This is a genomic window from Pseudomonas sp. KnCO4 (genome assembly GCF_045344305.1).
Taxonomy (GTDB): Bacteria; Pseudomonadota; Gammaproteobacteria; order Pseudomonadales; family Pseudomonadaceae; genus Aquipseudomonas; species Aquipseudomonas anuradhapurensis.
The window spans coordinates 569,149-590,787 of record NZ_CP174199.1; the positions used below are offsets into that span (position 1 = coordinate 569,149).

Annotated in this window: 26 protein-coding genes; 15 read left to right on the plus strand and 11 right to left on the minus strand. The window is 65.2% G+C overall.

Annotation, left to right across the window (positions count from 1 at the left end; genetic code table 11):
* Nucleotides 1-11: 11 nt before the first annotated feature.
* The gene (locus ACJA3S_RS02595) at nucleotides 12-857 is read right to left on the minus strand and encodes an alpha/beta hydrolase (protein WP_406820743.1); all 846 of its coding nucleotides are present in this window, start codon (nucleotides 855-857) and stop codon (nucleotides 12-14) included.
* A gap of 336 nt (nucleotides 858-1,193) precedes the next feature.
* Here ACJA3S_RS02595 and ACJA3S_RS02600 point away from each other — a divergent pair, with 336 nt between their 5' ends.
* Both ACJA3S_RS02600 and ACJA3S_RS02605 read left to right on the plus strand, forming a co-directional pair.
* Entirely contained in the window at nucleotides 1,194-2,078 is an 885-nt protein-coding gene (locus tag ACJA3S_RS02600; protein ID WP_170028042.1) for a sugar nucleotide-binding protein, read from the plus strand.
* Nucleotides 2,071-3,003 (plus strand): NAD-dependent epimerase/dehydratase family protein, encoded by a 933-nt coding sequence (locus ACJA3S_RS02605; protein WP_406820744.1) that lies wholly within the window; start codon nucleotides 2,071-2,073, stop codon nucleotides 3,001-3,003. Before ACJA3S_RS02600 ends, ACJA3S_RS02605 begins: the two co-directional genes overlap by 8 nt.
* 126 nt (nucleotides 3,004-3,129) lie before the next feature.
* Here ACJA3S_RS02605 and ACJA3S_RS02610 read toward each other — a convergent pair whose 3' ends face one another.
* Entirely contained in the window at nucleotides 3,130-3,573 is a 444-nt protein-coding gene (locus ACJA3S_RS02610; RefSeq protein WP_406820745.1) for a winged helix-turn-helix transcriptional regulator, read from the minus strand.
* Nucleotides 3,574-3,676: 103 nt separating this feature from the next.
* Here ACJA3S_RS02610 and ACJA3S_RS02615 point away from each other — a divergent pair, with 103 nt between their 5' ends.
* A complete protein-coding gene (locus ACJA3S_RS02615; RefSeq protein ID WP_406820746.1) occupies nucleotides 3,677-4,882 on the plus strand; it encodes an MFS transporter in 1,206 nt (401 codons plus the stop codon).
* Here ACJA3S_RS02615 and ACJA3S_RS02620 read toward each other — a convergent pair.
* The 5 genes from ACJA3S_RS02620 to ACJA3S_RS02640 form a co-directional block, all read right to left on the minus strand.
* On the minus strand, nucleotides 4,870-5,553 hold the full coding sequence (locus tag ACJA3S_RS02620; protein ID WP_406820747.1) for an OmpW/AlkL family protein: 684 nt from the start codon (nucleotides 5,551-5,553) through the stop codon (nucleotides 4,870-4,872). The genes ACJA3S_RS02615 and ACJA3S_RS02620 overlap by 13 nt on opposite strands.
* A gap of 109 nt (nucleotides 5,554-5,662) precedes the next feature.
* Nucleotides 5,663-6,229: a DUF3299 domain-containing protein gene (locus ACJA3S_RS02625; protein WP_406820748.1), complete on the minus strand. Its 567-nt coding sequence runs from the start codon at nucleotides 6,227-6,229 to the stop codon at nucleotides 5,663-5,665.
* An 8-nt stretch (nucleotides 6,230-6,237) separates the two neighbouring features.
* On the minus strand, nucleotides 6,238-7,503 hold the full coding sequence (locus ACJA3S_RS02630) for an ABC transporter permease (protein ID WP_170028047.1): 1,266 nt from the start codon (nucleotides 7,501-7,503) through the stop codon (nucleotides 6,238-6,240).
* Nucleotides 7,503-8,213, minus strand: a complete 711-nt coding sequence (locus ACJA3S_RS02635; protein ID WP_406820749.1) for an ABC transporter ATP-binding protein — start codon at nucleotides 8,211-8,213, stop codon at nucleotides 7,503-7,505. The genes ACJA3S_RS02630 and ACJA3S_RS02635 overlap by 1 nt, the downstream gene beginning before the upstream one ends.
* Nucleotides 8,214-8,792, minus strand: coding sequence for a DUF2796 domain-containing protein (locus tag ACJA3S_RS02640; RefSeq protein WP_406820750.1), 579 nt, complete (start codon nucleotides 8,790-8,792; stop codon nucleotides 8,214-8,216).
* 129 nt (nucleotides 8,793-8,921) lie between these two features.
* Here ACJA3S_RS02640 and ACJA3S_RS02645 point away from each other — a divergent pair, with 129 nt between their 5' ends.
* Nucleotides 8,922-9,263: a hypothetical protein gene (locus ACJA3S_RS02645; RefSeq protein WP_406820751.1), complete on the plus strand. Its 342-nt coding sequence runs from the start codon at nucleotides 8,922-8,924 to the stop codon at nucleotides 9,261-9,263.
* 121 nt (nucleotides 9,264-9,384) lie between these two features.
* Here ACJA3S_RS02645 and trxA read toward each other — a convergent pair whose 3' ends face one another.
* Genes trxA through ACJA3S_RS02660 form a run of 3 tightly spaced genes read right to left on the minus strand, consistent with a single transcriptional unit; the run spans nucleotide 9,385 to nucleotide 11,401 of the window.
* Nucleotides 9,385-10,257, minus strand: a complete 873-nt coding sequence (trxA, locus tag ACJA3S_RS02650) for a thioredoxin (protein WP_170028051.1) — start codon at nucleotides 10,255-10,257, stop codon at nucleotides 9,385-9,387.
* Between the two features lie 31 nt (nucleotides 10,258-10,288).
* Entirely contained in the window at nucleotides 10,289-10,948 is a 660-nt protein-coding gene (locus ACJA3S_RS02655) for a class I SAM-dependent methyltransferase (protein ID WP_406820752.1), read from the minus strand.
* Nucleotides 10,949-11,401, minus strand: coding sequence for a YbaY family lipoprotein (locus ACJA3S_RS02660; RefSeq protein ID WP_170028053.1), 453 nt, complete (start codon nucleotides 11,399-11,401; stop codon nucleotides 10,949-10,951).
* Between the two features lie 106 nt (nucleotides 11,402-11,507).
* Here ACJA3S_RS02660 and nrdR point away from each other — a divergent pair, with 106 nt between their 5' ends.
* The 11 genes from nrdR to ACJA3S_RS02715 all read left to right on the plus strand — a co-directional run bounded on the left by nrdR (nucleotide 11,508) and on the right by ACJA3S_RS02715 (nucleotide 19,410).
* Entirely contained in the window at nucleotides 11,508-11,972 is a 465-nt protein-coding gene (nrdR, locus tag ACJA3S_RS02665; protein ID WP_003255402.1) for a transcriptional regulator NrdR, read from the plus strand.
* A gap of 2 nt (nucleotides 11,973-11,974) precedes the next feature.
* Nucleotides 11,975-13,105, plus strand: coding sequence for a bifunctional diaminohydroxyphosphoribosylaminopyrimidine deaminase/5-amino-6-(5-phosphoribosylamino)uracil reductase RibD (ribD, locus tag ACJA3S_RS02670; RefSeq protein ID WP_406820753.1), 1,131 nt, complete (start codon nucleotides 11,975-11,977; stop codon nucleotides 13,103-13,105).
* A gap of 42 nt (nucleotides 13,106-13,147) precedes the next feature.
* Nucleotides 13,148-13,813, plus strand: coding sequence for a riboflavin synthase (locus ACJA3S_RS02675; RefSeq protein WP_170028055.1), 666 nt, complete (start codon nucleotides 13,148-13,150; stop codon nucleotides 13,811-13,813).
* Between the two features lie 18 nt (nucleotides 13,814-13,831).
* Entirely contained in the window at nucleotides 13,832-14,923 is a 1,092-nt protein-coding gene (ribBA, locus tag ACJA3S_RS02680) for a bifunctional 3,4-dihydroxy-2-butanone-4-phosphate synthase/GTP cyclohydrolase II (RefSeq protein ID WP_170028056.1), read from the plus strand.
* A 92-nt stretch (nucleotides 14,924-15,015) separates the two neighbouring features.
* Complete coding sequence (ribE, locus tag ACJA3S_RS02685; RefSeq protein WP_003255395.1) at nucleotides 15,016-15,492, plus strand: 6,7-dimethyl-8-ribityllumazine synthase; 477 nt, start codon at nucleotides 15,016-15,018, stop codon at nucleotides 15,490-15,492.
* Nucleotides 15,489-15,989: a transcription antitermination factor NusB gene (gene nusB / locus ACJA3S_RS02690; protein WP_406820754.1), complete on the plus strand. Its 501-nt coding sequence runs from the start codon at nucleotides 15,489-15,491 to the stop codon at nucleotides 15,987-15,989. Before ribE ends, nusB begins: the two co-directional genes overlap by 4 nt.
* A gap of 18 nt (nucleotides 15,990-16,007) precedes the next feature.
* Entirely contained in the window at nucleotides 16,008-16,976 is a 969-nt protein-coding gene (thiL, locus tag ACJA3S_RS02695) for a thiamine-phosphate kinase (RefSeq protein ID WP_406820755.1), read from the plus strand.
* Nucleotides 16,973-17,476, plus strand: a complete 504-nt coding sequence (locus tag ACJA3S_RS02700; protein WP_170028059.1) for a phosphatidylglycerophosphatase A — start codon at nucleotides 16,973-16,975, stop codon at nucleotides 17,474-17,476. Before thiL ends, ACJA3S_RS02700 begins: the two co-directional genes overlap by 4 nt.
* Nucleotides 17,477-17,508: 32 nt before the next feature.
* Nucleotides 17,509-18,225: a substrate-binding periplasmic protein gene (locus ACJA3S_RS02705; protein ID WP_406822190.1), complete on the plus strand. Its 717-nt coding sequence runs from the start codon at nucleotides 17,509-17,511 to the stop codon at nucleotides 18,223-18,225.
* 151 nt (nucleotides 18,226-18,376) lie between these two features.
* Nucleotides 18,377-18,994: a GTP cyclohydrolase II gene (gene ribA, locus ACJA3S_RS02710; RefSeq protein WP_003260612.1), complete on the plus strand. Its 618-nt coding sequence runs from the start codon at nucleotides 18,377-18,379 to the stop codon at nucleotides 18,992-18,994.
* Nucleotides 18,991-19,410: an MFS transporter gene (locus tag ACJA3S_RS02715; RefSeq protein ID WP_186689714.1), complete on the plus strand. Its 420-nt coding sequence runs from the start codon at nucleotides 18,991-18,993 to the stop codon at nucleotides 19,408-19,410. Before ribA ends, ACJA3S_RS02715 begins: the two co-directional genes overlap by 4 nt.
* Before the next feature lie 211 nt (nucleotides 19,411-19,621).
* Here ACJA3S_RS02715 and dxs read toward each other — a convergent pair whose 3' ends face one another.
* Nucleotides 19,622-21,517, minus strand: coding sequence for a 1-deoxy-D-xylulose-5-phosphate synthase (dxs, locus tag ACJA3S_RS02720; protein WP_406820756.1), 1,896 nt, complete (start codon nucleotides 21,515-21,517; stop codon nucleotides 19,622-19,624).
* Between the last annotated feature and the right edge of the window lie 122 nt (nucleotides 21,518-21,639).

Below are 21,639 nucleotides of genomic sequence, written 5' to 3' on the forward strand. Positions count from 1 at the left end.
CGCTCAACGCCTCAAGCAGTGTCGAGGATGAACGTGCCTACCGCATCGGCCACCTGGTCTGCGATGGCCGGTGTACTGCGCAGATGTGCCGCGATGCCATGGTCGCAGTCTGTGAGAAACAGGCATTGCAAACGCGACGGTGAAACGGCCCTGATCAAGGCGAGGGTAACTTCTTCCGGGATCGGGCTGTAGCGTTCAGTGCCGGCAAGCCACAGGTTGCCAGCGCTGGTCCCGGGTGCTTTGCCGAATTTCTGCGAATTGAGGCCGTCATACTCGCCGATCACCAACATCACCTTTCCTTGAAACTGGTTGAGGAAGGCATAGCTGTCGCTCAGCAGAAAACCAAAAGGCTGGCTGATGGCTGCTGTAAATGCCGGGCCGAACGGCGCATGGTGGGCTTGGTCTGGATAGACTGCCGGGCAGATCAGTACGATTTTGTCCACTTGAGGCAACTTTGCTGCAAGCTTGAGCGTGATTGCCGCGCCAAGACTATGGCCTATGAGCGTTCGACATCGCGGTGCAATATGCGCGTGGAAGCGCAGTGCTTCATCAAGGTTGGTCGCCAATGATGGCGATACTGCGCCTGGCTCGGCGGCGAGGCTATGGCCTGACAGATTACCGGTAAGTGAACCAATGCCTGCGGCTTGCAGGCGGTAGAGCAGGGGGTTGAGCCGGGTAAAGTCGGAGCGCGCGCCCCCCAGGACGAATGCTGGGGCTGCGCGCTCGACATCAGGTACCAGCAACCGCGCCTGTTGCTGGTAGTTTCCAAAAACTTCATCGATGAATAATTCTGTACCCGGTGCGGGCTCGTCGAACTGCCATTGCAGCCGTTGAGAAGAACTCTTTTGGAAGTGCATGGTAATTTTCTGAAAGAGCCAATGATCGGTGCCACGGTCACGCAAAACAGGCTAGTCGATAGCGTTACCTTGCGCGATTGTCCTTTGCTTTTGGATTGAAGGCAAAGTGTGAAACGCCCTGGCTGGCAAGTGGCGAGCCTATTATTCAATGCAGTTGTGCTGTGGCATGGAAGTCAGCTCTTCCTGCAACGTTATAGGGGGATTTCAGCGTGTGGCGGTTTTTGACTGGAATTACCCACGCTGTGGCAGCGAACGGGGCCGGTGTTGGACTTCCCCGCCGGGAAACCGCAAAATGACCCCTTTCCCTTGATCAACCTCTCCGGATCTGCTGATTCTATGCGTATGCGCCTAATGCTGTTGGGTGGTGGCAATGCCCTCGGGCAAGCGCTGATTCGTCTTGGGGCCGAGGAGGACATCGCTTTCCTGGCGCCGCGCCCGCCGGAAAACGGCTGGACCCCGGCCAGCCTTACCCAGTTGCTTGATGACCATCGCCCCGACGCGCTGGTCAACCTGGCCTACTACTTCGACTGGTTCCAGGCCGAGACGGTCAGCGAGCAACGCCTGGCCCTGCAGGAGCGGGCGGTGGAGCGCCTGGCAGAACTGTGCCAGCACCACCAGATCACCCTGGTGCAGCCTTCCAGCTACCGGGTATTCGATGGTTCGCGGGCCACGGCCTACAGCGAAAAGGACGAACCGGTGCCGCTGGGCCTGCGCGGCCAGGCACTGTGGCGCATCGAACAGAGCGTGCGTGCGGCTTGCCCGCAACATGTGCTGCTGCGCTTTGGCTGGTTGCTCGATGAAAGCATCGACGGCGCCCTGGGCCGCTTCCTGACCCGCGCCGAGCAACCGCAGGAATTGCTGCTGGCCGATGACCGGCGCGGCAACCCGACACCGGTCGACGATGCCGCCCGGGTCATCCTGTCGGTGCTCAAGCAGCTGGACTGCAATGCGCCGCTGTGGGGCACCTACCATTACGCCGGCAACGAGGCGACCACGCCGCTGGCGCTGGGCCAGGCGATCCTCGCCGAGGCCGGCCATTATCGCCAGCTGGCGGTACAGGCGCCGACGCCGCAGGCACATGCCGCGCGGCCGGATGCCAGCGAAGAGCCGCAGCACGCGGTGCTGGCCTGCAAGAAAATCCTTCACACCTTCGGCATCAAGCCGCGTGCCTGGCGCGCTGGCTTGCCGCCCCTACTGGACCGGTTCTACCGCCATGGCTGACGCCCCCATCCTGATCACCGGCGGTGCCGGCTTCATTGGCTCCCACCTGTGCGATGCGTTGTTGGACAAAGGTTACGGCGTACGCATTCTCGACGACTTCTCCACCGGCCGGCGCGACAACCTGCAGGTCGATCACCCACGGCTGCAGCTGATCGAAGGCGATGTTGCCGATGCCGCGCTGGTGACCCAGGCGGCGGCTGGCTGCGGTGCCGTGGTGCACCTGGCAGCGGTGGCCTCGGTGCAGGCCTCGGTCGAGGACCCGGTGCGGACCCACCAGAGCAATTTCATCGGCACCCTCAACGTCTGCGAAGCCATGCGCGTGCACGGCCTGCGCCGGGTGTTGTTCGCCTCCAGCGCAGCGGTATATGGTAACAATGGCGAAGGCGAATCGATTGCCGAAGACACCCCCAAGGCGCCGCTGACGCCCTATGCCGTGGACAAGCTGGCCAGTGAGCAGTACCTGGACTTCTACCGTCGCCAGCATGGCCTGGAGCCGGTGGTGTTCCGCTTCTTCAATATCTTCGGGCCGCGTCAGGACCCGTCCTCGCCTTACTCCGGAGTGATCAGCATCTTTTCCGAGCGCGCGGTGCAGGGCTTGCCGATCACGGTGTTCGGCGACGGCGAGCAGACGCGGGACTTCCTCTACGTGGGTGACCTGGTACAGGTGATGGTGCAGGCGCTGGAGCAGGCCCAGGTCGAGGAGGGCGCGGTGAACATCGGCCTCAACCAGGCCACCTCGCTGAACCAGTTGCTGGCGGCGCTGAAGACGGTGGTCGGAAGCTTGCCGCCGATCAGCTACGCGGCGGCGCGTTCGGGTGACATTCGCCATTCGCGGGCGGATAACCAACGCTTGCTGGCGCGGTTCGATTTCCCGCAGGCGACGCCGATCGTCGAGGGCTTGGCGCGGCTTCTGGGTAAAGGCTGAACATTCCCAGGGGCGCTATGCGCCCCTATCGCGACCGCGAAACCTCGGCTTGCGCGCCTCTCGGCCCCGCACGCCCCTGTAGGAGCGGCCTTGCGTCGCGATGGGCTGCGCAGCAGGCCCCGATAATCACGGATGCTGCACCACTTTGCGCTGACAATCCTCGGCCGCCAGCACTCGCCCATCGCGGCTTCGAACCTGCAATATCTCCAGCGCCTGCCCGGTAGCACCCTCCACCAACGCCGAACGCGCCTCACCGGGTTCGAACAGAAACCGCTCGCCCCATTGCCTCAAGCCGACCACCACCGGAAACACTGATCGGCCTTTCTCGGTCAGCACGTACTCCTTGTAGGCACTGCCATCCGATGCCGGTTGCAGTGTCAGCAGCCCGCTCTCCACCAGCAGCTTCAGGCGTGACGCAAGGATGTTCTTCGCCAACCCCAGGTTTTTCTGGAATTCACTGAAGCGCCGCAGGCCATCGAAGGCATCGCGCAGAATCATCAGCGCCCAGCGATCACCCAGCACCTCCAGGGCCCGTGCCACCGGGCAGCGTGCGTTGTTTTCATCGAGCATTGCGGCCAACCTGTTTTGATCATGTGGTTGCAGATTAAAACCACATTTGCTAGAAAGCCAGCAGGTGGTTTCAAATCGAAACCAGATTGGCGAGGCCCATCCTATGCCCCCTGTGCTGACACGCTGGCCAACACTGCTGCTCGCCATTACCAGCGCCATGGCCGTGGCGACCGTGTATTTCGCCCAGCCGTTGCTCGAATCGATGGCCAACGACCTGGGCGTGGCGCAGCAGCGAATCGGTTGGGTCGTTGGCGCAACGCAGGCGGGCTACGCGCTGGGGCTGCTGATGATCGTGCCATTGGCCGACCTGATCGAGCGCAAGCGCTTGTTGCTTGGGCAGCTACTGTTTTCGGCCCTGGCATTGGTCGGTGTAAGCCTGGCTCCCAACTGGCCGCTGCTGTTGCTGGCGCTGGCCATTACCGGGCTGATGGCGGTCATGGTGCAGGTCATGGTGGCGCATGCCGCGAGCCTTGCCGCAGCCGGCCAGCAAGGGCAAGCCGTGGGCATGGTCACCAGCGGGGTGGTGCTGGGGATATTGCTGGCGCGGTTGGCCTCGGGCGGGCTTGCCGACCTGGCCGGGTGGCGCAGTGTGTACCTGATAGCCGCAGGGCTGCTGCTGGTGCTGGCCCTGGTGCTGTGGCGGAGCTTGCCTGCGGCGCCGCCGGTGGCGCTGCGGTCTGGCTACCGCGCGCTGATCATGGCCCAGTTCAGCTTGTACCGGCATGACCGGCTGCTACGCCAGCGTGGAATGTTCGGTGTGTTGATCTTCGCCGCGTTCAGTGTGCTGTGGAGCGCCATGGTGATGCCCCTGAGTGCCGCGCCATTGGCATTGAGCCACACCGAGATCGGCCTGTTCGGCATTGCCGGTGTGGCCGGCACGCTGGCGGCAGCGCGCGCCGGCCGACTGGCCGACCAGGGGCTGGGGGAGCGCACCACCGGGGTGGCGCTGGCCCTGCTGACACTGTCGTGGCTGCCAACGGCCTTGGTCGGGCAGTCGCTGACGCTGTTCGTGTTGGGTGTGCTGATGCTGGATGTTGCCGTACAGGCAGTGCATGTCACCAACCAGAGCCTGTTGCTGGCCGGGCGCGGCGCTATGGCCAGCCGCTTGATCGGCGCCTACATGGGTTGCTATTCGCTGGGCAGTGGGCTGGGGGCGGTGCTGGCGAGCTGGGTGTTTGCCCATTGGGGGTGGGCTGCGGTGTGTGGCCTGGGCATGGCCATCAGCACGCTCGCGCTGGGGTATTGGCTGTGGCTACGACGGGCGAGGGCGGCCGAAGCCGCCCTGCAGTGTGCAAGTCAGAACTTGTAGCCAAGGCCGACCATGTACACCCATGGGTCGACTTCGACGTCGACCTTGGTCTTGCTGAAGCCCAGGGCGGATGGGCCGTCGACGGTGGCTTTGGTGTCGATGTCGACGTACCAGACCGCGGCGTTGACCAGCAGGTTGTCGGTGAGCATGTAGTCCATGCCCAGCTGGCCGGCGATACCGACCGAGTCCTGCAGTTTCAGGTTGCTGAAGCCCTGCTGCTTGCGAGCGCTGCTGAGGTCTTCATCGAAGAACAGGGTGTAGTTGATGCCCACGCCAGCATACGGCTGGAATTTGGAGCTGGGCTCCATCGGGTAGTACTGCAGCGACAGGGTCGGTGGCAGTTGCTTGATGTCTGCCAGCTTGCCATCCAGGCCGCCGCCCAGGCCCTTGACGCCGACGGTGTGCTTGAACGGGGTGGCAGCCAGCAGTTCCAGGCCGACGTGGTCGGTGAGCATGTAGGCGAAGGTCAGGCCCAGCTGGGTGTCGCTGTCCAGGGTAGCCTTGGTACCCGAAACCTTGTTGCCATCGAACTTGAGGTCGCCACTGCTTTCGTTGGGAGCGGTGGTGATGGCGCCGGCGCGCAGGATCATATCGCCCGCCTGATAGGCGTGGGCGGCGGGTGCGGCGAGCGCAAGGGCCACGAGTGAGGCGCCGAGCAAGGTCTTGTTCATGGAAGCTCCCAGAGGACGTGAGTAATCGAGTGGCCCAATGGTACGGATGCGTTTGAACAGAAAGTTTGACCCAGCTCAAAGAAGCGTCGTCACGAATTCGAAACAGTTCTCACTTCAGCTCATAAGCGTATATTTTCTCGGCTTCCATCTGGTAGCCGGCATCCGCCAGTTCGCTGCTGGAGGCTCTAACCTGAAGCTTTCCCTCGATCCAGTAAGGCTGGTAGAGGTCCTCGATGCGCACGCCCATTTCGCTGAAGATGTGCACGATCTGGTTCGACGGCGGCGGCGGCACATGAATGCACGCGCCGTAGTAGGGGACCAGCAGGAACTCGGTGGTGCGGCCTTCTTCGCTCACCTCCAGCGGCACGATGTAGCCGGGCAGCTTGATCTGCTGGCCGTCGAGGCTTTTTACCACCGGCGCATCGGGGGCCTGCTGGCGCGCCGCTGGTGCCGATTCGGCGGACAGGGCGTTGCCGAGCTGCGACATGTCGTGCAGCGGCGCGAGTTGCGGCGGGATGACCGGGGCGCCCTCGGGGATCAGCGATGGCCAGTCCAGTTCGCGCGGTTCGGCGGCCCACAGCGGCATTGCGACTGTCAGCAGCAGCATCAGCAGTGTGTGCAGTGCCGGCTTCTTCGCGGGCGTGCCCGCGAACAAGGCCGTGAGGTTTCGGATCATTACGGCTCTCACAAATGTATCGACAGGCCATCGGCCAGCGACTGCCGATAGGCCCGCCACGCCGGCACGCTGCCCATCAGCAGCGCAGCCCCCAGGATGATAGCCAGCAATGTCCACTCATGGGCACTGGGCAGGGCCAGCGGCAGGTATAAACCATAGTTGGCCTGCACATAGCCCTGCGCCAGGGCGATACCGGCATACAGCAAGCCAAGCCCGGCGACGATCCCGACCGCGGCCAGCGACAGCGCCTCCAGCACCAGCAGCCCGGCGATGTGCCACGGCCTGGCACCAACCGAGCGCAAGATCGCCATTTCCCGCCGACGCTCGTTCAGGCTGGTGAGGATCGCCGTGAGCATGCCGATCAAACCGGTCAGCACGACGAACAGCGACACCACGAACAACGCCTGCTCGGCAGTCCCCATCAGGCTCCACAATTCCTGCAGGGCCACGCCGGGCAGGATCGCCAGCAATGGCTCGTTGCGGTATTCGTTGATCTCCCGCTGCAGGCTGAAGGTGGCGATCTTGTTGTTCAGGCCAAGCATGAATGCAGTGATGGCGGCAGGTTGCAGGTCCATCGTGCGCGCTTGCTCGGCGCTGATGCGCCCGGCACCACGGGCTGGTACGCCGTTGTGCCAGTCGATGTGGATGGCTTCCATGCCGCCCAGGCTGATATGCAGGGTACGGTCAACCGGCGTGCCGGTGCGCTTGAGCACGCCGACCACGGTGAACGGTTTGTCGTCGTGCTTGACCAGGCTGACCGCGGCCACGCCATGGGCCAGTACCAGCTTGTCGCCCAGCTTGTAGTGCAACGCATCAGCCACTTCGGCACCCAGTACCACTTCGAACGGGTCATCGGCAAACGCGCGGCCCTGGCTGAGCTCCAGGTGCTGGCGCCGGCCGTACTGGTAATGGCTGAAGTAGTCAGCGGTGGTGCCCATTACCCGATAGCCCCGGTGCGAGTCGCCCAGCGAGATGGGGATGGCCCATTTCACCCGTGGGTCCTTGGCGTAGTGCTGGTAGCTGTCCCAGCGGATGTTGTTGGTGGCGTTGCCGATGCGAAACACCGAGTACAGCAGCAGGTTCACCGAGCCGGAGCGGGCACCGACGATCAGGTCGGTGCCGCTGATGGTGCTGGCGAAGCTGGCGCGGGCCTCGGTACGCACCCGCTCCACGGCCAGCAACAGGCATACCGAGAGGGCGATGGCAAAGGCGGTGAGCAACGCGGTGAAGCGGCGGTTGGCCAGGCTGGCCAAGGCAAGGCGAAGCAGGTACATCAGGCCTCCCGGGGCTTGGCGGCACGGTTGAGTTCGGCCAGCGACAGGTGGCGGTCGAACAGTGGCGCCAGGCTCTGGTCATGGCTGACGAACAGCAGGCTGGCACCGGCGGCGCGGCATTCATCGAACAGCAGGCGGATGAAGGCTTCGCGGGTGTCGGCGTCCAGCGCCGAGGTCGGTTCGTCGGCGATCACCAGCTCGGGCTGGCCGATCAGCGCGCGGGCGGCGGCCACCCGTTGCTGCTGGCCGATCGACAGGCTGTCGGCGCGGCGGGCGAGCAGCATCGGGTCGCCCAGGCCAAGATGGGCCAGCAACGTGCTGGCCGCCTGGTCGACACTGCCATGGCGCTGCTCGGCACGGGCCTTGCGGCTGCGCGAGAAGCGGCAGGGCAGCTCGACGTTCTCACGTACCGAGAGGAATGGCAGCAGGTTGAATTGCTGGAAGATATAGCCGGTGTGGTCAACCCGGAAGCGGTCACGGGCGCCTTGGCCCAGGCTGCCGAGGTCCTGGCCGAGCAACTGGATGCGGCCCCCGGCTGGCACATTCACCCCACCCAGCAAACCGAGCAAGGTGGTTTTGCCGCTGCCGCTGGGGCCCTTGAGGAACAGGGCCTCGCCAGCTTCCAGTTGGAACGCCGGTATGTCCAGCAGCGCCGGCTGGCCTGGCCAGGCGAACACCAGGTCATGCAGTTCGATCAACGGCTGGCGCATTCAGAACGCGACCGCTGCCTTGGCCGGCGTGGCTTCCACGCCCTTCTGGCCGTTGCGGCCGATCAGCTGCACGTTGATTTTCTGCGTGGCCGGGAAGGCCTTGAACAGCGGCGCGAGGTCCAGTTGCGCCAGTTTGTCCGGGCTGGCGCAGGTCAGCTGGTAATGGGCGCCGATGTCGCTGTGCGAGTGCTCGTGGTCATGTTCATCGCCTTCGTCGTCGGCTTTCGAGGCGTCACCGAACAGCGGGCTTTCCAGCTCTTGCTGGTCTTCCTTGCAACCGGCGGCAGCCGCCAGGCCGAACAGTTTCAGCGGTTGCTCGAGTTGCTGACGCACTGCCGCGACCTTGGCTTTGTCGGCATCGCTGCTGGCGGCGTGTTCGAAGCCGACCAGGTTCATGGCCGGGCTGTCCAGCTCCAGTTCAAGGGTGTTTCCATCGAGCACGGCATTGAGCCTGGCCACGCCATGCTCGTGGGCCCCAAGGGTACCGTGGGCGTGGTCATGATCGTGGTCATCGTCGTGGGCTTGGGCCACGGCCAGTGGCAACAAGGCGAAGGGCAGGGCGAGCAGCAGGCGGCGCATGGACGACTCCGGGACGGCTGGAAGATGTGGTTATGTTATAACAACTTTTCTGCGCGCTGCCAGCCTGCGTGGCGCAGGTTTCATGTTCGGGTAGCATGGTTGCATTGACCTGGGTTCAAGGAATGCATCATGAGAATTCGTGGACAGATCGGTGACTGGCCGGTGGACCTGACCATCGAGCTGACGCCAGAAGAGTGGGCGCAACTGCGGCGGCAAGAGGCGCCGGCGCTGGCGCAGACGGCTGCGGCGGCAACGGTGGCAGCGCCGCGTCAGGATGACGGGCAATGGACGGCGGCGCGCGACGTGTTGCGCCTGGCAGGGCAGATGAGCGGGCCGGAGTTGCTCGACCGCCTGGAAGGGTTGGCCGGGAGTACGGCAGCAGGTAAACGGCTGCTGGTGCGCTTGCGGCACAGCAGCGAGGTGAGGGTGGAAAGCGGCGTGGATGCGCCGGTTTATCACTGGGTGGGGTGAGGTTTTTCGGGCATTCGGAGCTCTTTGCAGCCCATCGCGACCACCCCCTGCAAGGGCGCAGGTCACGCCCCTGTAGGAGCGGCCTTGTGTCGCGATGGGCCGCAAAGCGGCCCCAACATGCTCAGAACATTGCCGCCGAAAGCTTGCGACGGTACACGCTGACCAACGGGTGATCGCCACCGAGCAACTCGAATACCTGCAGCATCGCCTTCTGTGGCAAGCCGTTTTCATAACCACGGTTGCGCTGGAACAGCTTCAGCAACCCCTCCAGCGCCGCCTCATACTGCTGGCGCGCCAGCTGCTGCACGCTCAGCTGGTAGGCCGCCTCGTCATCTTGCGGGTTCTGCGCCAGGCGGCTCTTCAGGTCAGCCACTTCCGGCAGGCTGGCGGCCTGGCGCAGGAAAGTCAGCTGGGCCTTGGCACCGGCCAATGCAGCCTTGTGCTCGTCAGTCTTGACCGCGTCCAACACCACCTGGGCCTCACCCAGCTCACCGCGTTCGGCCAGGCAGCGGGCGTACAGGATCAACGCCTCGGCATTGCTGTTGTCCTCTCCAAGCAACGCCTGCAGCAATGCCTCGGCCTCGGCAAAGCGGCTTTCGGCGAACAGCGCCTTGGCCTGCTCCAGCGGCGAGGCGGTAGGTGCGGCAGGCAGCTGCACATGCGGTTCGAGCATGGCGCGGATCGCCGACTCCGGCTGGGCACCGGCAAAACCGTCCACCGGCTGGCCATCCTTGAACAGCACCACGGTCGGCAGGCTGCGGATGCCGAACTGGGCAACCACCTGTTGCTCCACGTCGCAGTTGATCTTGGCCAGCAGCAGCTCGCCCTGGTAGCCCTCGGCGATCTTCGCCAGCAGCGGCATCAGCGCCTTGCAGGGCGCGCACCACTCGGCCCAGAAGTCGACCAGTACCGGCTTGTGGAAGGAGTTCTCGATCACCAGTTGCTGGAAGGTGGCATCGGTGGCGTCGAAAATGTACGGCGTGTCTTGGCTCATCGCGACTCTCGCAAACTCATCAATGGCATCACTATAAGGTGTCGCGGCTGGCGTGGTACAGGCTGACCCGGCGGAATTCGTGCGGCTCGGCCAGGTCCGGCAGGGTCAGGGCTTCGAGCACCCCCAGCTGCTGGTAGAGCGGGTGGCTGAAGTCGCGCACCCGCGAGTCGGCCACCAGCGCCTGACGGCCGCGGTCGAGGAAGGCGTCCAGCAGCGGCAGGTTGGCGCGGTCATACAGCACATCGGCGACCAGAATCAGGTCGAAGCGGTCGTGTTCGGCGAAGAAATCGCTGCTGTAACCCAGCTCCACCCCGTTCAGCGCGGCATTCGCCCGGCAGGCATCGAGGGCCAGCGGGTCGAGGTCGCAGGCCACCACCTCCAGCGCACCGGCGCGGGCGGCGGCAATGCCGGCGATACCGGAGCCGGCGCCAAAGTCCAGCACGCGCTTGCCAGCTACCCACTGCGGGCGCTCGGCCAGGTAACGGGCCATGGCCAGGCCGCTGGCCCAGCAGAAGCTCCAGTAGGGCGGGTCTTCGAGAATACGCCGGGTCTCTTCGCTGCTGAAGGCGCGGTCCATGTTCTGATCATCGACCAGCCACAGCTTCAGCTCGCAGCCGGGCAGCTCGCTGACGACCAGGCGCGCCTCGCCGATCAGGCTGCTGAGCGCCTGTTGCAGGGCAAGCGGCGCCACCTATGGCGCCTTCTCGAAACGCAGCGGGCCGGTGGCCTGGGTCTGGGCCTGGGTAATACGCACGGGCGGCAGGTGCAGGATCAGTTGCCCGGAGCGGCTGGCGCGGCCGCGCAGTTCGACCCGGGCACCGGCGGGGAAGGCCTCGGGGTTGAAGCGCAGCTGGTAGGGCAGGGCCTGGCCGGTGCCGGTCAGGTTGCTGCTGGCCAGCAGGCGTTGTGGGCGGTCGCGTTCGTCGATGACCAGCAAGGCCAGTTCGACCTCGGCCCCGGCCGGGATTTCCAGCAAGGTGCCGCTCAGCTCGCGCTGGTAGGCTGGCAGCGGGCCCGGTACGTTGGCCGGTTTGGCCACCCGGGCCGGCGTGGGCGCCGCAGGGGTATCGGGCTTCGGCCTGTCGCTGCCACAGGCGGCGAGCAAGGCGGCGGCGCACAGCACGACGAGCGCTCGGTAGTGCATGGGGTTGTCCTTCACGGGCAGATTTCCCATGGATGTTAACCCCTTTGGCTTGTCTTGCCAGTGGGATGCGCTACCATGGCCCTCCCTTTTTTTGTTGCCTGCCACCATGCACTGTCCCTTTTGCGGTGCCAACGACACCAAGGTCATCGACTCTCGCCTCGTTGCCGAGGGCGAGCAGGTGCGCCGCCGCCGCGAATGCGTGGCCTGTGGCGAGCGCTTCACCACCTTCGAAACGGCCGAACTGGTGCTGCCCCGGCTGATCAAGCAGGACGGCACACGCCAGCCTTTCGACGAAGAAAAACTGCGCGCCGGCATGCAACGGGCACTGGAAAAGCGCCCGGTCAGCGTCGAGCGCCTGGAAGCCGCGCTGGCCCACATCAAGAGCCGCCTGCGCGCCACCGGCGAGCGTGAAGTCAAGTCGCTGGTGGTGGGTGAAATGGTCATGGCCGAGCTGCGCAAGCTCGACGAAGTGGCCTATATCCGTTTTGCCTCGGTTTACCGGCGCTTCCAGGACCTTGACGAGTTCCGTGAAGAAATCGACCGTCTGGCGCGTGAGCCGGCCAAAGAGTGACCATGCCCAGCCAGACTGCCATCCTTGATGCCCACTACATGGCCCGCGCGCTGCAGCTGGCGCGCAAGGGCCTGTACAGCACTCATCCAAACCCGCGTGTCGGCTGCGTGATCGTGCGCGATGGCGAAGTGGTCGGCGAGGGCTGGCACGTGCGTGCCGGCGAGCCGCACGCCGAAGTGCATGCCCTGCGCCAGGCCGGTGAACGGGCCCGGGGTGCCTGTGCCTACGTCACCCTGGAGCCGTGCAGCCACCATGGGCGCACGCCGCCGTGCGCCGAAGCGTTGGTCAAGGCCGGCGTGGCGCGGGTGGTCGCCGCCATGCAGGACCCTAACCCGCAAGTGGCAGGGCAAGGCCTGCGACGCCTGGCCGAGGCCGGCATCGAAGTGGCCAGCGGGGTGCTCGAGGGCGAAGCCCGCGCGCTCAACCCGGGCTTTCTCAAGCGCATGGAGCACGGCCTGCCGTTCGTTCGCGCCAAACTGGCCATGAGCCTGGACGGGCGCACGGCCATGGCCAGCGGTGAAAGCCAGTGGATCACCGGCCCAGCCGCCCGTTCTGCCGTGCAGCGCCTGCGCGCGCGCTCCAGCGTGGTACTGACCAGCGCCGCCAGCGTACTGGCCGACCATGCGCGCATGACCGTACGCGGCGCCGAGCTGGGCCTGGATGCCGAAACCACCGCCCTGGCGCTCAGCCGTGCACCGCTGCGCGTGCTGGTCGATGGCCGCCTGCGCCTGCCGCTGGACGCACCGTTCTTCCAGGCCGGCCCGGCCCTGGTGGTGTGCGCTGTCGCGGATGACCCGCGCTATGCCGCTGCCGGCCACGAACTGCTCAGCCTGCCGGGCAATAATGGCCAGGTCGACCTGCCAGCGCTGCTGCAGGCCCTGGCCGCCCGTGGCGTCAACGAAATCCTGCTGGAAGCCGGGGCCGGCCTGGTCGGTGCCTTTGCCCGGCAGGGCCTGATCGACGAGTACCAGTTGTTCGTCGCCGGCACCTTCCTCGGCTGCCATGCCCGCCCGCTGCTGGACTGGCCACTGGACAAGATGAGCGAAGCGCCGCGGCTGAAAATTACCGGAATGCGCGCAGTGGGCGATGACTGGCGGGTCACGGCCGTACCCCTGCCGGCGCCCGGCGTATAATGCCCGGCTTGCCCTGCGCAAACCGTTTTTGAGGAAGACCCAATGTTCACCGGCATCATCGAATCCATCGGCACCATCCGCAGCCTGACCCCCAAGGGGGGGGACGTGCGTGTCTACGTCGAAACCGGCAAGCTCGACCTGGCTGACGTCAAGCTCGGCGACAGCATCGCCGTCAATGGCGTGTGCCTGACGGCCGTCGAATTGCCGGGCGACGGCTTCTGGGCCGACGTCAGCGTCGAAACCCTCAAGCGCACCGCTTTCATCGACCTCAAGAGCGGCAGCAAGGTCAACCTGGAAAAGGCCCTGACTCCCACCACCCGCCTGGGCGGGCACCTGGTCAGCGGCCACGTCGACGGGGTTGGCGAAATCATCTCGCGCAGCGATAACGCCCGCGCCATCCAGTTCCGTGTGCGTGCACCGAAGGAACTGGCCAAGTACATCGCCCACAAGGGTTCGATCACCGTCGACGGCACCAGCCTGACGGTCAATGAGGTCAATGGCGCCGAGTTCGAGCTGACCATTGTCCCGCACACCCTGTCCGAAACCATCATGGCCGACTACCGTGCAGGGCGTCGGGTAAACCTTGAGGTCGACTTGCTGGCCCGTTACCTGGAGCGTTTGCTGCTGGGTGACAAGGCCGCCGAACCGAGCAAGGGCAGTGGCATTACCGAAAGCTTCCTGGCCGCCAACGGCTTCTTGAAATCCTGATTGAGAAGGGGGTGCCGCGTGGCGCTCAACAGCATCGAAGAACTGGTCGAAGACATCCGCCAGGGCAAAATGGTCATCCTCATGGATGACGAAGATCGTGAAAACGAAGGCGACATCATCATGGCCGCCGAGTGCTGCCAGCCCGAGCACATCAACTTCATGGCCAAGCACGCCCGCGGCCTGATCTGCATGCCGATGACCCGCGAGCGTTGCGAAACGCTGAAGCTGCCGCTGATGGCGCCGCGCAACGGCTCCGGCTTCGGCACCAAGTTCACCGTGTCGATCGAAGCCGCCGAAGGCGTCACCACCGGCATTTCCGCCGCCGACCGGGCACGTACCGTGCAGGCCGCCGCGGCCAAGGATGCCAAGGCCGAAGACATCGTCAGCCCTGGCCACATCTTCCCGCTGATGGCCCAGCCCGGCGGCACCCTGGCCCGCGCCGGCCATACCGAAGCGGCCTGCGACCTGGCGCGCATGGCCGGTTTCGAGCCGAGCGGGGTGATCTGCGAAGTGATGAACGACGACGGCACCATGTCGCGCCGCGCCGAGCTGGAAGTATTCGCCGCCGAACATGGCCTGAAGATCGGCACCATCGCCGACCTGATCCACTACCGCATGATCCACGAGCGCACCGTGCAGCGCGTTTCCGAGCAACTGATCGAGAGCGAGCTGGGCGAATTCAACCTGGTCACCTACCGTGACGCGGTCGAAGGCGACGTGCACATGGCGCTGACCCTGGGCAAGATCTGCGCCGAAGAGCCGACCCTGGTGCGCGTGCACAACATGGACCCGCTGCGCGACCTGCTGCTGGTCAAGCAGCCGGGCCGCTGGAGCCTGCGCGCCGCCATGGCCGCGGTGGCCGAGGCCGGCAGCGGCGTGGTACTGCTGCTGGGCCACCCGCTGGACGGCGACGTACTGCTGGCGCACATCCGCGAAAGTGCCGGCGAAGCGCCGGTCAAGGCGCCGACCACCTACAGCACCGTGGGTGCCGGTTCGCAGATCCTGCGTGACCTGGGTGTGCGCAAGATGCGCCTGATGAGTTCGCCGATGAAGTTCAACGCGATATCCGGATTCGATCTGGAAGTTGTAGAATACGTGCCCTCCGAGTGACTTGAGGCGGCATTTGCGCCCTCCAGCTCGAGTCCATACCCCTGTCGAGGCCGCCAGCAAGCGGCCTCGCTCTTGAAGATGAGAATATCGGAATGACCCTGAAGACCATCGAAGGTACCTTCATCGCCCCCAAAGGTCGCTATGCTTTGGTGGTTGGCCGCTTCAACAGCTTCGTTGTCGAAAGCCTGGTAAGCGGTGCCGTTGATGCCCTGGTACGCCACGGTGTCAGCGAAAGCGACATCACCATCATCCGTGCCCCGGGCGCGTTCGAAATCCCGCTGGTGGCACAGAAAGTCGCCCAGCAAGGTGCCTATGACGCGATCATCGCCCTGGGTGCAGTGATCCGTGGCGGTACCCCGCACTTCGAATACGTAGCGGGCGAATGCACCAAGGGCCTGGCCCAGGTGTCCATGGAGTTCGGTGTTCCGGTGGCCTTCGGCGTGCTGACCGTCGACTCCATCGAGCAAGCCATCGAGCGTTCCGGCACCAAGGCCGGTAACAAAGGTGCTGAAGCTGCCCTGTCCGCTCTGGAAATGGTCAGCCTGCTGGCGCAGTTGGAGGCCAAGTGATTAGCGACGAAAGCGATCGTTTCAACCCGCGCGATCCAAAACCTGCGGATGCCGGCAAGCCGTCGAAGAGCGCCAAGCGCCGCGAAGCCCGCAAGCTCGCGACCCAGGCGCTGTACCAGTGGCACATGGCGCAGCATTCGCTGAACGAGATCGAAGCGCAATTCCGGGTCGATAACGATTTTTCCGATGTCGATGGCGCCTATTTCCGCGAGATCCTGCATGGGGTCCCGGCGATCAAGAGCGAAATCGACAACGCCCTGAAGCCATGCCTCGACCTGCCGCTGGAGGAGCTCGACCCGGTCGAGCTGGCCGTGCTGCGCCTGTCCACCTGGGAGTTCATCAAGCGCGTCGACGTACCGTACCGCGTGGTGATCAACGAGGGTGTCGAGCTGGCCAAGGTGTTCGGTGCCACCGACGGCCACAAGTTCGTCAACGGTGTGCTGGACAAGCTGGCGCCGAACCTGCGCGAAGCAGAAGTCAAGGCGAACAAGCGCTGATCCTGGCGCCGCTAGCCCATGGGTGAGTTCGAACTGATCAACCATTACTTCGCCGCCGCGCCTTGTGCGCAAGGTGGCGAGGGCGTGGCGCTGGGTATCGGCGACGACTGTGCCCTGCTGGACCTTCCCCCTGGCGAGCAACTGGCGGTGTCGACCGACACCCTGGTCGCCGGCGTGCATTTCCCTGCGGTGTGCGATCCGCTGCTGCTGGGCCAGCGCTCGTTGGCCGTGGCGGCCAGTGACCTGGCGGCCATGGGCGCGACGGCCATAGGCTTTACCCTTGCGCTGACCTTGCCCGAGGTCGGCCCCGACTGGCTCGAGGCATACGCCAACGGCCTCAGCCGCATGGCCCATCGCTGCCGCATGAGCCTGATCGGCGGTGACACCACCCGTGGCCCGTTGAGCATCACCGTGACCGTATTCGGCCGTGTGCCCGTCGGCCAGGCCTTGCGCCGCAGCGGCGCAAGGCCTGGCGACCTGCTGTGCGTGGGCGGTTCGCTGGGCAAGGCTGCCGGCGCGTTGCCGCTGGTGCTGGGTGAGCGACAGGCGCCTGCCGAGCAGGCCAAGCCGCTGCTGCGCCATTATTGGGCGCCGATGCCGCAGTTGATCCTCGGCACCTGGCTACGAGGCCGCGCTACGGCTGCGCTGGATATCTCCGACGGCTTGCTCGCCGATTGTGGCCATATCGCCAAGGCATCCGGGGTCGCCCTCGAGGTGAACCTGGCCCAGGTACCAGTGTCTGCTGAGGTGGAGGCGCTTCTGGGGCGCGAGGCCGCAGTGCAGGCCGCGCTCAGCGGAGGTGATGACTACGTGCTGGCCTTTACCCTGCCGCGTGAAGCACTTGCACCCCTGACAGGCCTGGGTTTCATCGAAGTGCATGTCATCGGCTGCGTAGTCGAAGGGCAGGGCGTGACCTTGCGCGATGCGCAGGGCCGGGACATCACCCCCGCACAACGCGGCTACCAACATTTCAGGGAGACACCGTGACCGATCACCCCAACCAGGTGCCTGCGGAGTTCGTTCCGCCCTCGGTCTGGCGCAACCCATGGCACTTCATTGCCTTTGGTTTCGGCTCCGGCACCTTGCCCAAGGCCCCGGGTACCTGGGGCTCGCTGGTCGCCATCCCGTTCATCCCGCTGTGGCAGATGCTGCCCGACTGGGGCTACTGGCTGCTGCTCGGCGTGAGCATGCTGTTCGGTTTCTGGCTGTGCGGCAAGGTCGCCACTGACCTGCGTGTGCATGACCATGAAGGCATCGTCTGGGACGAAATCGTCGGCATGTGGATAACCCTCTGGCTGGTGCCGGAAGGCTGGCAATGGCTGCTGGCAGGGTTCCTGATGTTCCGCTTCTTCGACATCCTCAAGCCGTGGCCGATCCGCTGGGTCGACCGCCACGTACATGGGGGTGTCGGGATCATGCTCGACGATATCCTGGCCGGTGTGTTCGCCTGGCTGGGCATGCAGGTGCTGGTGTGGGCGGTTGCCTGATTCGCCGGCGGTTGCCGACGCTGCTGCTGGCCATGCTGCTCAGCTTTGCGCCGTGGGTAGCGGCTGCCGAGCGCGTACCCGCTCAAATCCACCTGGTCAGCGAGCAGTGGCTCGACTACACCAACGCCGACGGTACCGGGGTGGCCTGGGATGTGCTGCGCAAGGTGTTCGAGCCGGCCGGGGTCAAGGTGCTAGCCCAGAGCGTGCCCTATAGCCGGGCGGTCGGGCTGGTCAAACGCGGCGAGGCGGATGCCTGGGTGGGGTCTTACAAGGAAGAGAACGCCGACGACCTGTATCCGCGTTGGCACTTCGACATGGACCACATCTACGCCCTGGGCCTGGCCAGCAAGCCCGTACCTACCCTGGAGACCATAGGCCAGTACCGTCTGGCCTGGGTGCGTGGCTACGACTTCGGCAGCTACCTGCCCAATATCCAGGATTCCCGCGAAGTGCAGCGCCGCGAGAGCGTTCTGCCGATGCTCGAACATGACCGGGTGGACTTCTACATCGATGCGGCGGCCGAAATCGATAACGTGCTCGGCCAGGCTTCCCAGCCCGAGCGTTTCCGCCGCACCCACATCGCCGAACTGCCGCTGTACCTGGCTTTTGCCCGCAACGACCAGGCCAAGGCCCTGCGTGACCTGTTCGACAAGCGCATGGCCGAGCTGGTGCGCAGCGGCGAACTGAAACCGATTTTCGAACGCTGGCAGCAGCCGTATCCGTTCGGTCCGGGCAGCAGGCCGCAATAGCGCCGAGGCAGAGCGGCTCAGCATCACGGCTGCTCCCTGCTAAGCATCGAACTTTTCGATCTTACCCCACGGTATTCAGCCAGCGCACAGCCCTCAACCTGCTGATACAATCGGCCCACGAGAAATTTCCTACTTATTCCAGGAGCACAACGTGCCCGTCGTCTTTGTTGCCGCCTCTAAACTCCCGACTCCCTTCGCGACCTTCACCATGCATGGTTTCCTCGACGAAGCCACGGGCCGTGAGCATGTGGTGCTCAGCCTGGGTGATATCGCGGACGGCCAGCCGGTGCTGGGGCGCCTGCACTCCGAGTGCCTGACCGGCGATGCCCTGTTCAGCCAGCGCTGTGACTGTGGCTCGCAACTGGAAGCGGCGCTGCAGGCCATCGCCCGCGAGGGCCGCGGCGTGCTGCTGTACCTGCGCCAGGAAGGCCGTGGCATTGGCCTGCTGAACAAGATCCGCGCCTATGAACTGCAGGATGGCGGCGCCGATACCGTCGAGGCCAACGAGCGCCTGGGCTTCGCCGCCGACCAGCGTGACTACGCCATGTGCCTGCCGATGCTGGAGCACCTGGGCGTGAAGTCGCTGCGCCTGATGACCAACAACCCGCGCAAGGTCAAAGCCCTGACCGACATGAACATCGTCGTCGCCGAGCGCGTGCCGCTGCACACCGGGCACAACCCGCACAACCGCTATTACCTGGCAACCAAGGCCGGCAAGCTCGGTCACATGCTGGGTAACGAGCACCAGGGCGAGGTGCCCCAGGCGTGACCCGCGCCGAGGTCAAGCGGCGTCTGGCGCTGGCGTGGTGGCAATACCTGGCGGTGGGCCTGGTGCCGCTGCCGGTCATGGCCTGGGCCTTTGGCGGTGGTGATGCGCTGGTGCCGGTGCTGGCCATGCCGCTGTTCATTGGCGGCGCGGCGACCATGTTCCTCAGCCTGCCGCGCTTCGCGGCCTACAAGCGCGCGTTGATTGCCACCTCGCAGGTGCTGGGCACTGGCGAAGAGCCCGCCGCCTGGATCGAGCTGGCGCGGGTACGGCGCCTGGCCATGCTGTATGCCTGCTTCCCGGCCTGGGTCGCTGCGCTGTCGGTGTTGGTCGGCCTTGAGGCGGTGCCGCAGATCCTGCTGGCGTTGTCCACCGTGGTGGTGCTTTACCTCTACCGCATTCCGCGCCAGCTCGGCTGACGCCTGCTGCCTGGCCCGCTGGGCAGATGCTCGAAGCGATGGTGCGCCGGTGTGCTAGCGCGTCGGCGCCCAGGTGAGATTCGGCGAGGGCTGCGCCCTCGATCGCGACACAAGGCCGCTCCTACAGGAAGGTGCGGCCCTTGGTCGCGACGCAAGGCGCATTCCTGGAGCGGCCTTGCGTCGCGATGGGCCGCAAGGCGGCCCCAGGGGATTACAGCCCGAGCCTGGCCATCCGAGCCTTCACCGAAGCCTCGATCCCGGCCGCATCCAGCCCACACTCAGCCAGCATCTGCGCCGGCTTGGCATGCTCGACGTAGATGTCCGGCAGCCCCAGGTGCAGCAGCGGTTTCACGATTGCCTGGCTGGCCAGGAACTCGCCGACGGCAGCCCCCGCACCGCCCATGATGGCGTTTTCTTCGATGGTCACCAGCAGTTCATGGCTAGCAGCCAGCTCCAGCACCAGCGCCTCGTCCAGCGGTTTGACGAAGCGCATGTCGACCACCGTGGCGTTGATCTGCTCAGCCACCTGCATGGCCTCGGCCAGTTGCACGCCGAACACCAGCACGGCGACTTTCTCGCCCTGGCGCCGCACGATGCCCTTGCCGATCTCCAGCGGTTCCAGGTCGCCGCTGATCGGCGCGTTGGGGCCGGTGCCGCGCGGGTAGCGTACGGCTGCCGGGCCGTTGTACAGGTGGCCGGTGCTGAGCATCTTGCGCAGCTCGTTCTCGTCGCTCGGGGTCATCACCAGCATGCCCGGGATGCAGCGCAGGTACGACAGGTCGTAGCTGCCCGCGTGGGTCGGGCCGTCTTCGCCGACCAGGCCGGCGCGGTCGATGGCGAACAGCACGTCGAGGTTCTGCACCGCCACGTCGTGGATCAGCTGGTCATAGGCACGCTGCAGGAAGGTGGAATAAATCGCCACCACCGGCTTGCTGCCCTCGCAGGCCATGCCCGCGGCCAGGGTCACGGCATGCTGCTCGGCAATCGCCACGTCGAAGTAGCGCTCCGGGTAGCGTTCGCTGAAAGCGACCAGGTCGGAACCTTCCTTCATCGCCGGGGTAATACCCACCAGGCGCTTGTCGGCAGCGGCCATGTCGCATAGCCACTGGCCGAACACGGCGGAATACTTGGGCCCGCTGGCTTTTTTCGGCGCGGCGGGCTTGTCTGCCGGTTCCAGCTTGGTAATGGCGTGATAGCCGATCGGGTCGAGCTCGGCGGGGGCGAAGCCCTTGCCCTTCTTGGTGACCACGTGCAGGAACTGCGGGCCCTTGAGGTCTCGCATGTTGCGCAGGGTGGCGATCATGGTTGGCAGGTCATGACCGTCGATCGGGCCGATGTAGTTCCAGCCCAGCTCTTCGAACAGCGTACCCGGCACCAGCATGCCTTTGGCGTATTCCTCGGTGCGGCGGGCGATTTCCCAGGCGCCTGGCAGGCGTGACAGCACTTTCTTGCTGCCTTCGCGCATGCTCGCGTAGGTGCGGCTGGAGAGGATCTTGGCCAGGTAGTTGGACAGGCCGCCGACGTTGCGCGAAATCGACATGTCGTTGTCGTTGAGGATCACCAGCATGTCGGCGTTGACTTCCTGGGCGTGGTTCAACGCCTCGAAGGCCATGCCGGCGGTCAGCGCGCCGTCACCAATCACCGCGATCGACTTGCGCGCGCTGTTTTGCAGACGGGCGGCAATGGCCATGCCCAGCGCGGCGCTGATCGAGGTGCTGGAGTGGCCGACGCCAAAGGTGTCGTACTCGCTCTCGCTGCGGCGCGGGAAGGCGGCGATGCCGTCTTTCTGGCGCAGGCTGAGCATGCGCTTACGGCGCCCGGTGAGGATCTTGTGCGGGTAGGCCTGGTGGCCGACGTCCCACACCAGCCGGTCGTCCGGGGTGTCGAAGACGTAGTGCAGGGCGATGGTCAGCTCGATGACGCCCAGGCCGGCACCAAAATGCCCACCGGTCTGGCCCACGGTGTAGAGCAGTTCCTGGCGCAGTTCGTCGGCCAGGGTCTCCAGGTCGGCTTCGGCCAGCCGGCGCAGGCCGGCAGGCGTGTCAGCGCGGTCGAGCAACGGCGTGACCGGGCGTTCGCGGGGGATCTCTTGAAACGTCGTGGGCATCAGGCGAGTCGTTATAGGTGTGTAAGACGCGGCAGTTTACCCCATTGTAGGAAATACTGCCCATTCAGACGGGTGTCGCATGGGCCTGCTTTGCAGCCCATCGCCGGCAAGCCAGCACGCAC

What these genes read in the sequence shown, in the direction of transcription:
- ACJA3S_RS02640 (WP_406820750.1), bottom strand. Translation starts at nt 8,792, where the DNA reads ATGCGCCGCCTGCTGCTCGCCCTGCCCTTCGCCTTGTTGCCACTGGCC.
- ribE (WP_003255395.1), top strand. Translation starts at nt 15,016, where the DNA reads ATGACCCTGAAGACCATCGAAGGTACCTTCATCGCCCCCAAAGGTCGC.
- ACJA3S_RS02620 (WP_406820747.1), bottom strand. Translation starts at nt 5,553, where the DNA reads ATGAACAAGACCTTGCTCGGCGCCTCACTCGTGGCCCTTGCGCTCGCC.
- ACJA3S_RS02630 (WP_170028047.1), bottom strand. Translation starts at nt 7,503, where the DNA reads ATGTACCTGCTTCGCCTTGCCTTGGCCAGCCTGGCCAACCGCCGCTTC.
- ACJA3S_RS02635 (WP_406820749.1), bottom strand. Translation starts at nt 8,213, where the DNA reads ATGCGCCAGCCGTTGATCGAACTGCATGACCTGGTGTTCGCCTGGCCA.
- ribD (WP_406820753.1), top strand. Translation starts at nt 11,975, where the DNA reads ATGCCCAGCCAGACTGCCATCCTTGATGCCCACTACATGGCCCGCGCG.
- ACJA3S_RS02610 (WP_406820745.1), bottom strand. Translation starts at nt 3,573, where the DNA reads ATGCTCGATGAAAACAACGCACGCTGCCCGGTGGCACGGGCCCTGGAG.
- ACJA3S_RS02605 (WP_406820744.1), top strand. Translation starts at nt 2,071, where the DNA reads ATGGCTGACGCCCCCATCCTGATCACCGGCGGTGCCGGCTTCATTGGC.
- ACJA3S_RS02625 (WP_406820748.1), bottom strand. Translation starts at nt 6,229, where the DNA reads ATGATCCGAAACCTCACGGCCTTGTTCGCGGGCACGCCCGCGAAGAAG.
- ACJA3S_RS02645 (WP_406820751.1), top strand. Translation starts at nt 8,922, where the DNA reads ATGAGAATTCGTGGACAGATCGGTGACTGGCCGGTGGACCTGACCATC.
- dxs (WP_406820756.1), bottom strand. Translation starts at nt 21,517, where the DNA reads ATGCCCACGACGTTTCAAGAGATCCCCCGCGAACGCCCGGTCACGCCG.
- thiL (WP_406820755.1), top strand. Translation starts at nt 16,008, where the DNA reads ATGGGTGAGTTCGAACTGATCAACCATTACTTCGCCGCCGCGCCTTGT.
- ACJA3S_RS02660 (WP_170028053.1), bottom strand. Translation starts at nt 11,401, where the DNA reads ATGCACTACCGAGCGCTCGTCGTGCTGTGCGCCGCCGCCTTGCTCGCC.
- ACJA3S_RS02615 (WP_406820746.1), top strand. Translation starts at nt 3,677, where the DNA reads ATGCCCCCTGTGCTGACACGCTGGCCAACACTGCTGCTCGCCATTACC.
- trxA (WP_170028051.1), bottom strand. Translation starts at nt 10,257, where the DNA reads ATGAGCCAAGACACGCCGTACATTTTCGACGCCACCGATGCCACCTTC.
- ACJA3S_RS02595 (WP_406820743.1), bottom strand. Translation starts at nt 857, where the DNA reads ATGCACTTCCAAAAGAGTTCTTCTCAACGGCTGCAATGGCAGTTCGAC.
- nrdR (WP_003255402.1), top strand. Translation starts at nt 11,508, where the DNA reads ATGCACTGTCCCTTTTGCGGTGCCAACGACACCAAGGTCATCGACTCT.
- ACJA3S_RS02705 (WP_406822190.1), top strand. Translation starts at nt 17,509, where the DNA reads ATGCTGCTCAGCTTTGCGCCGTGGGTAGCGGCTGCCGAGCGCGTACCC.
- ACJA3S_RS02600 (WP_170028042.1), top strand. Translation starts at nt 1,194, where the DNA reads ATGCGTATGCGCCTAATGCTGTTGGGTGGTGGCAATGCCCTCGGGCAA.
- ACJA3S_RS02675 (WP_170028055.1), top strand. Translation starts at nt 13,148, where the DNA reads ATGTTCACCGGCATCATCGAATCCATCGGCACCATCCGCAGCCTGACC.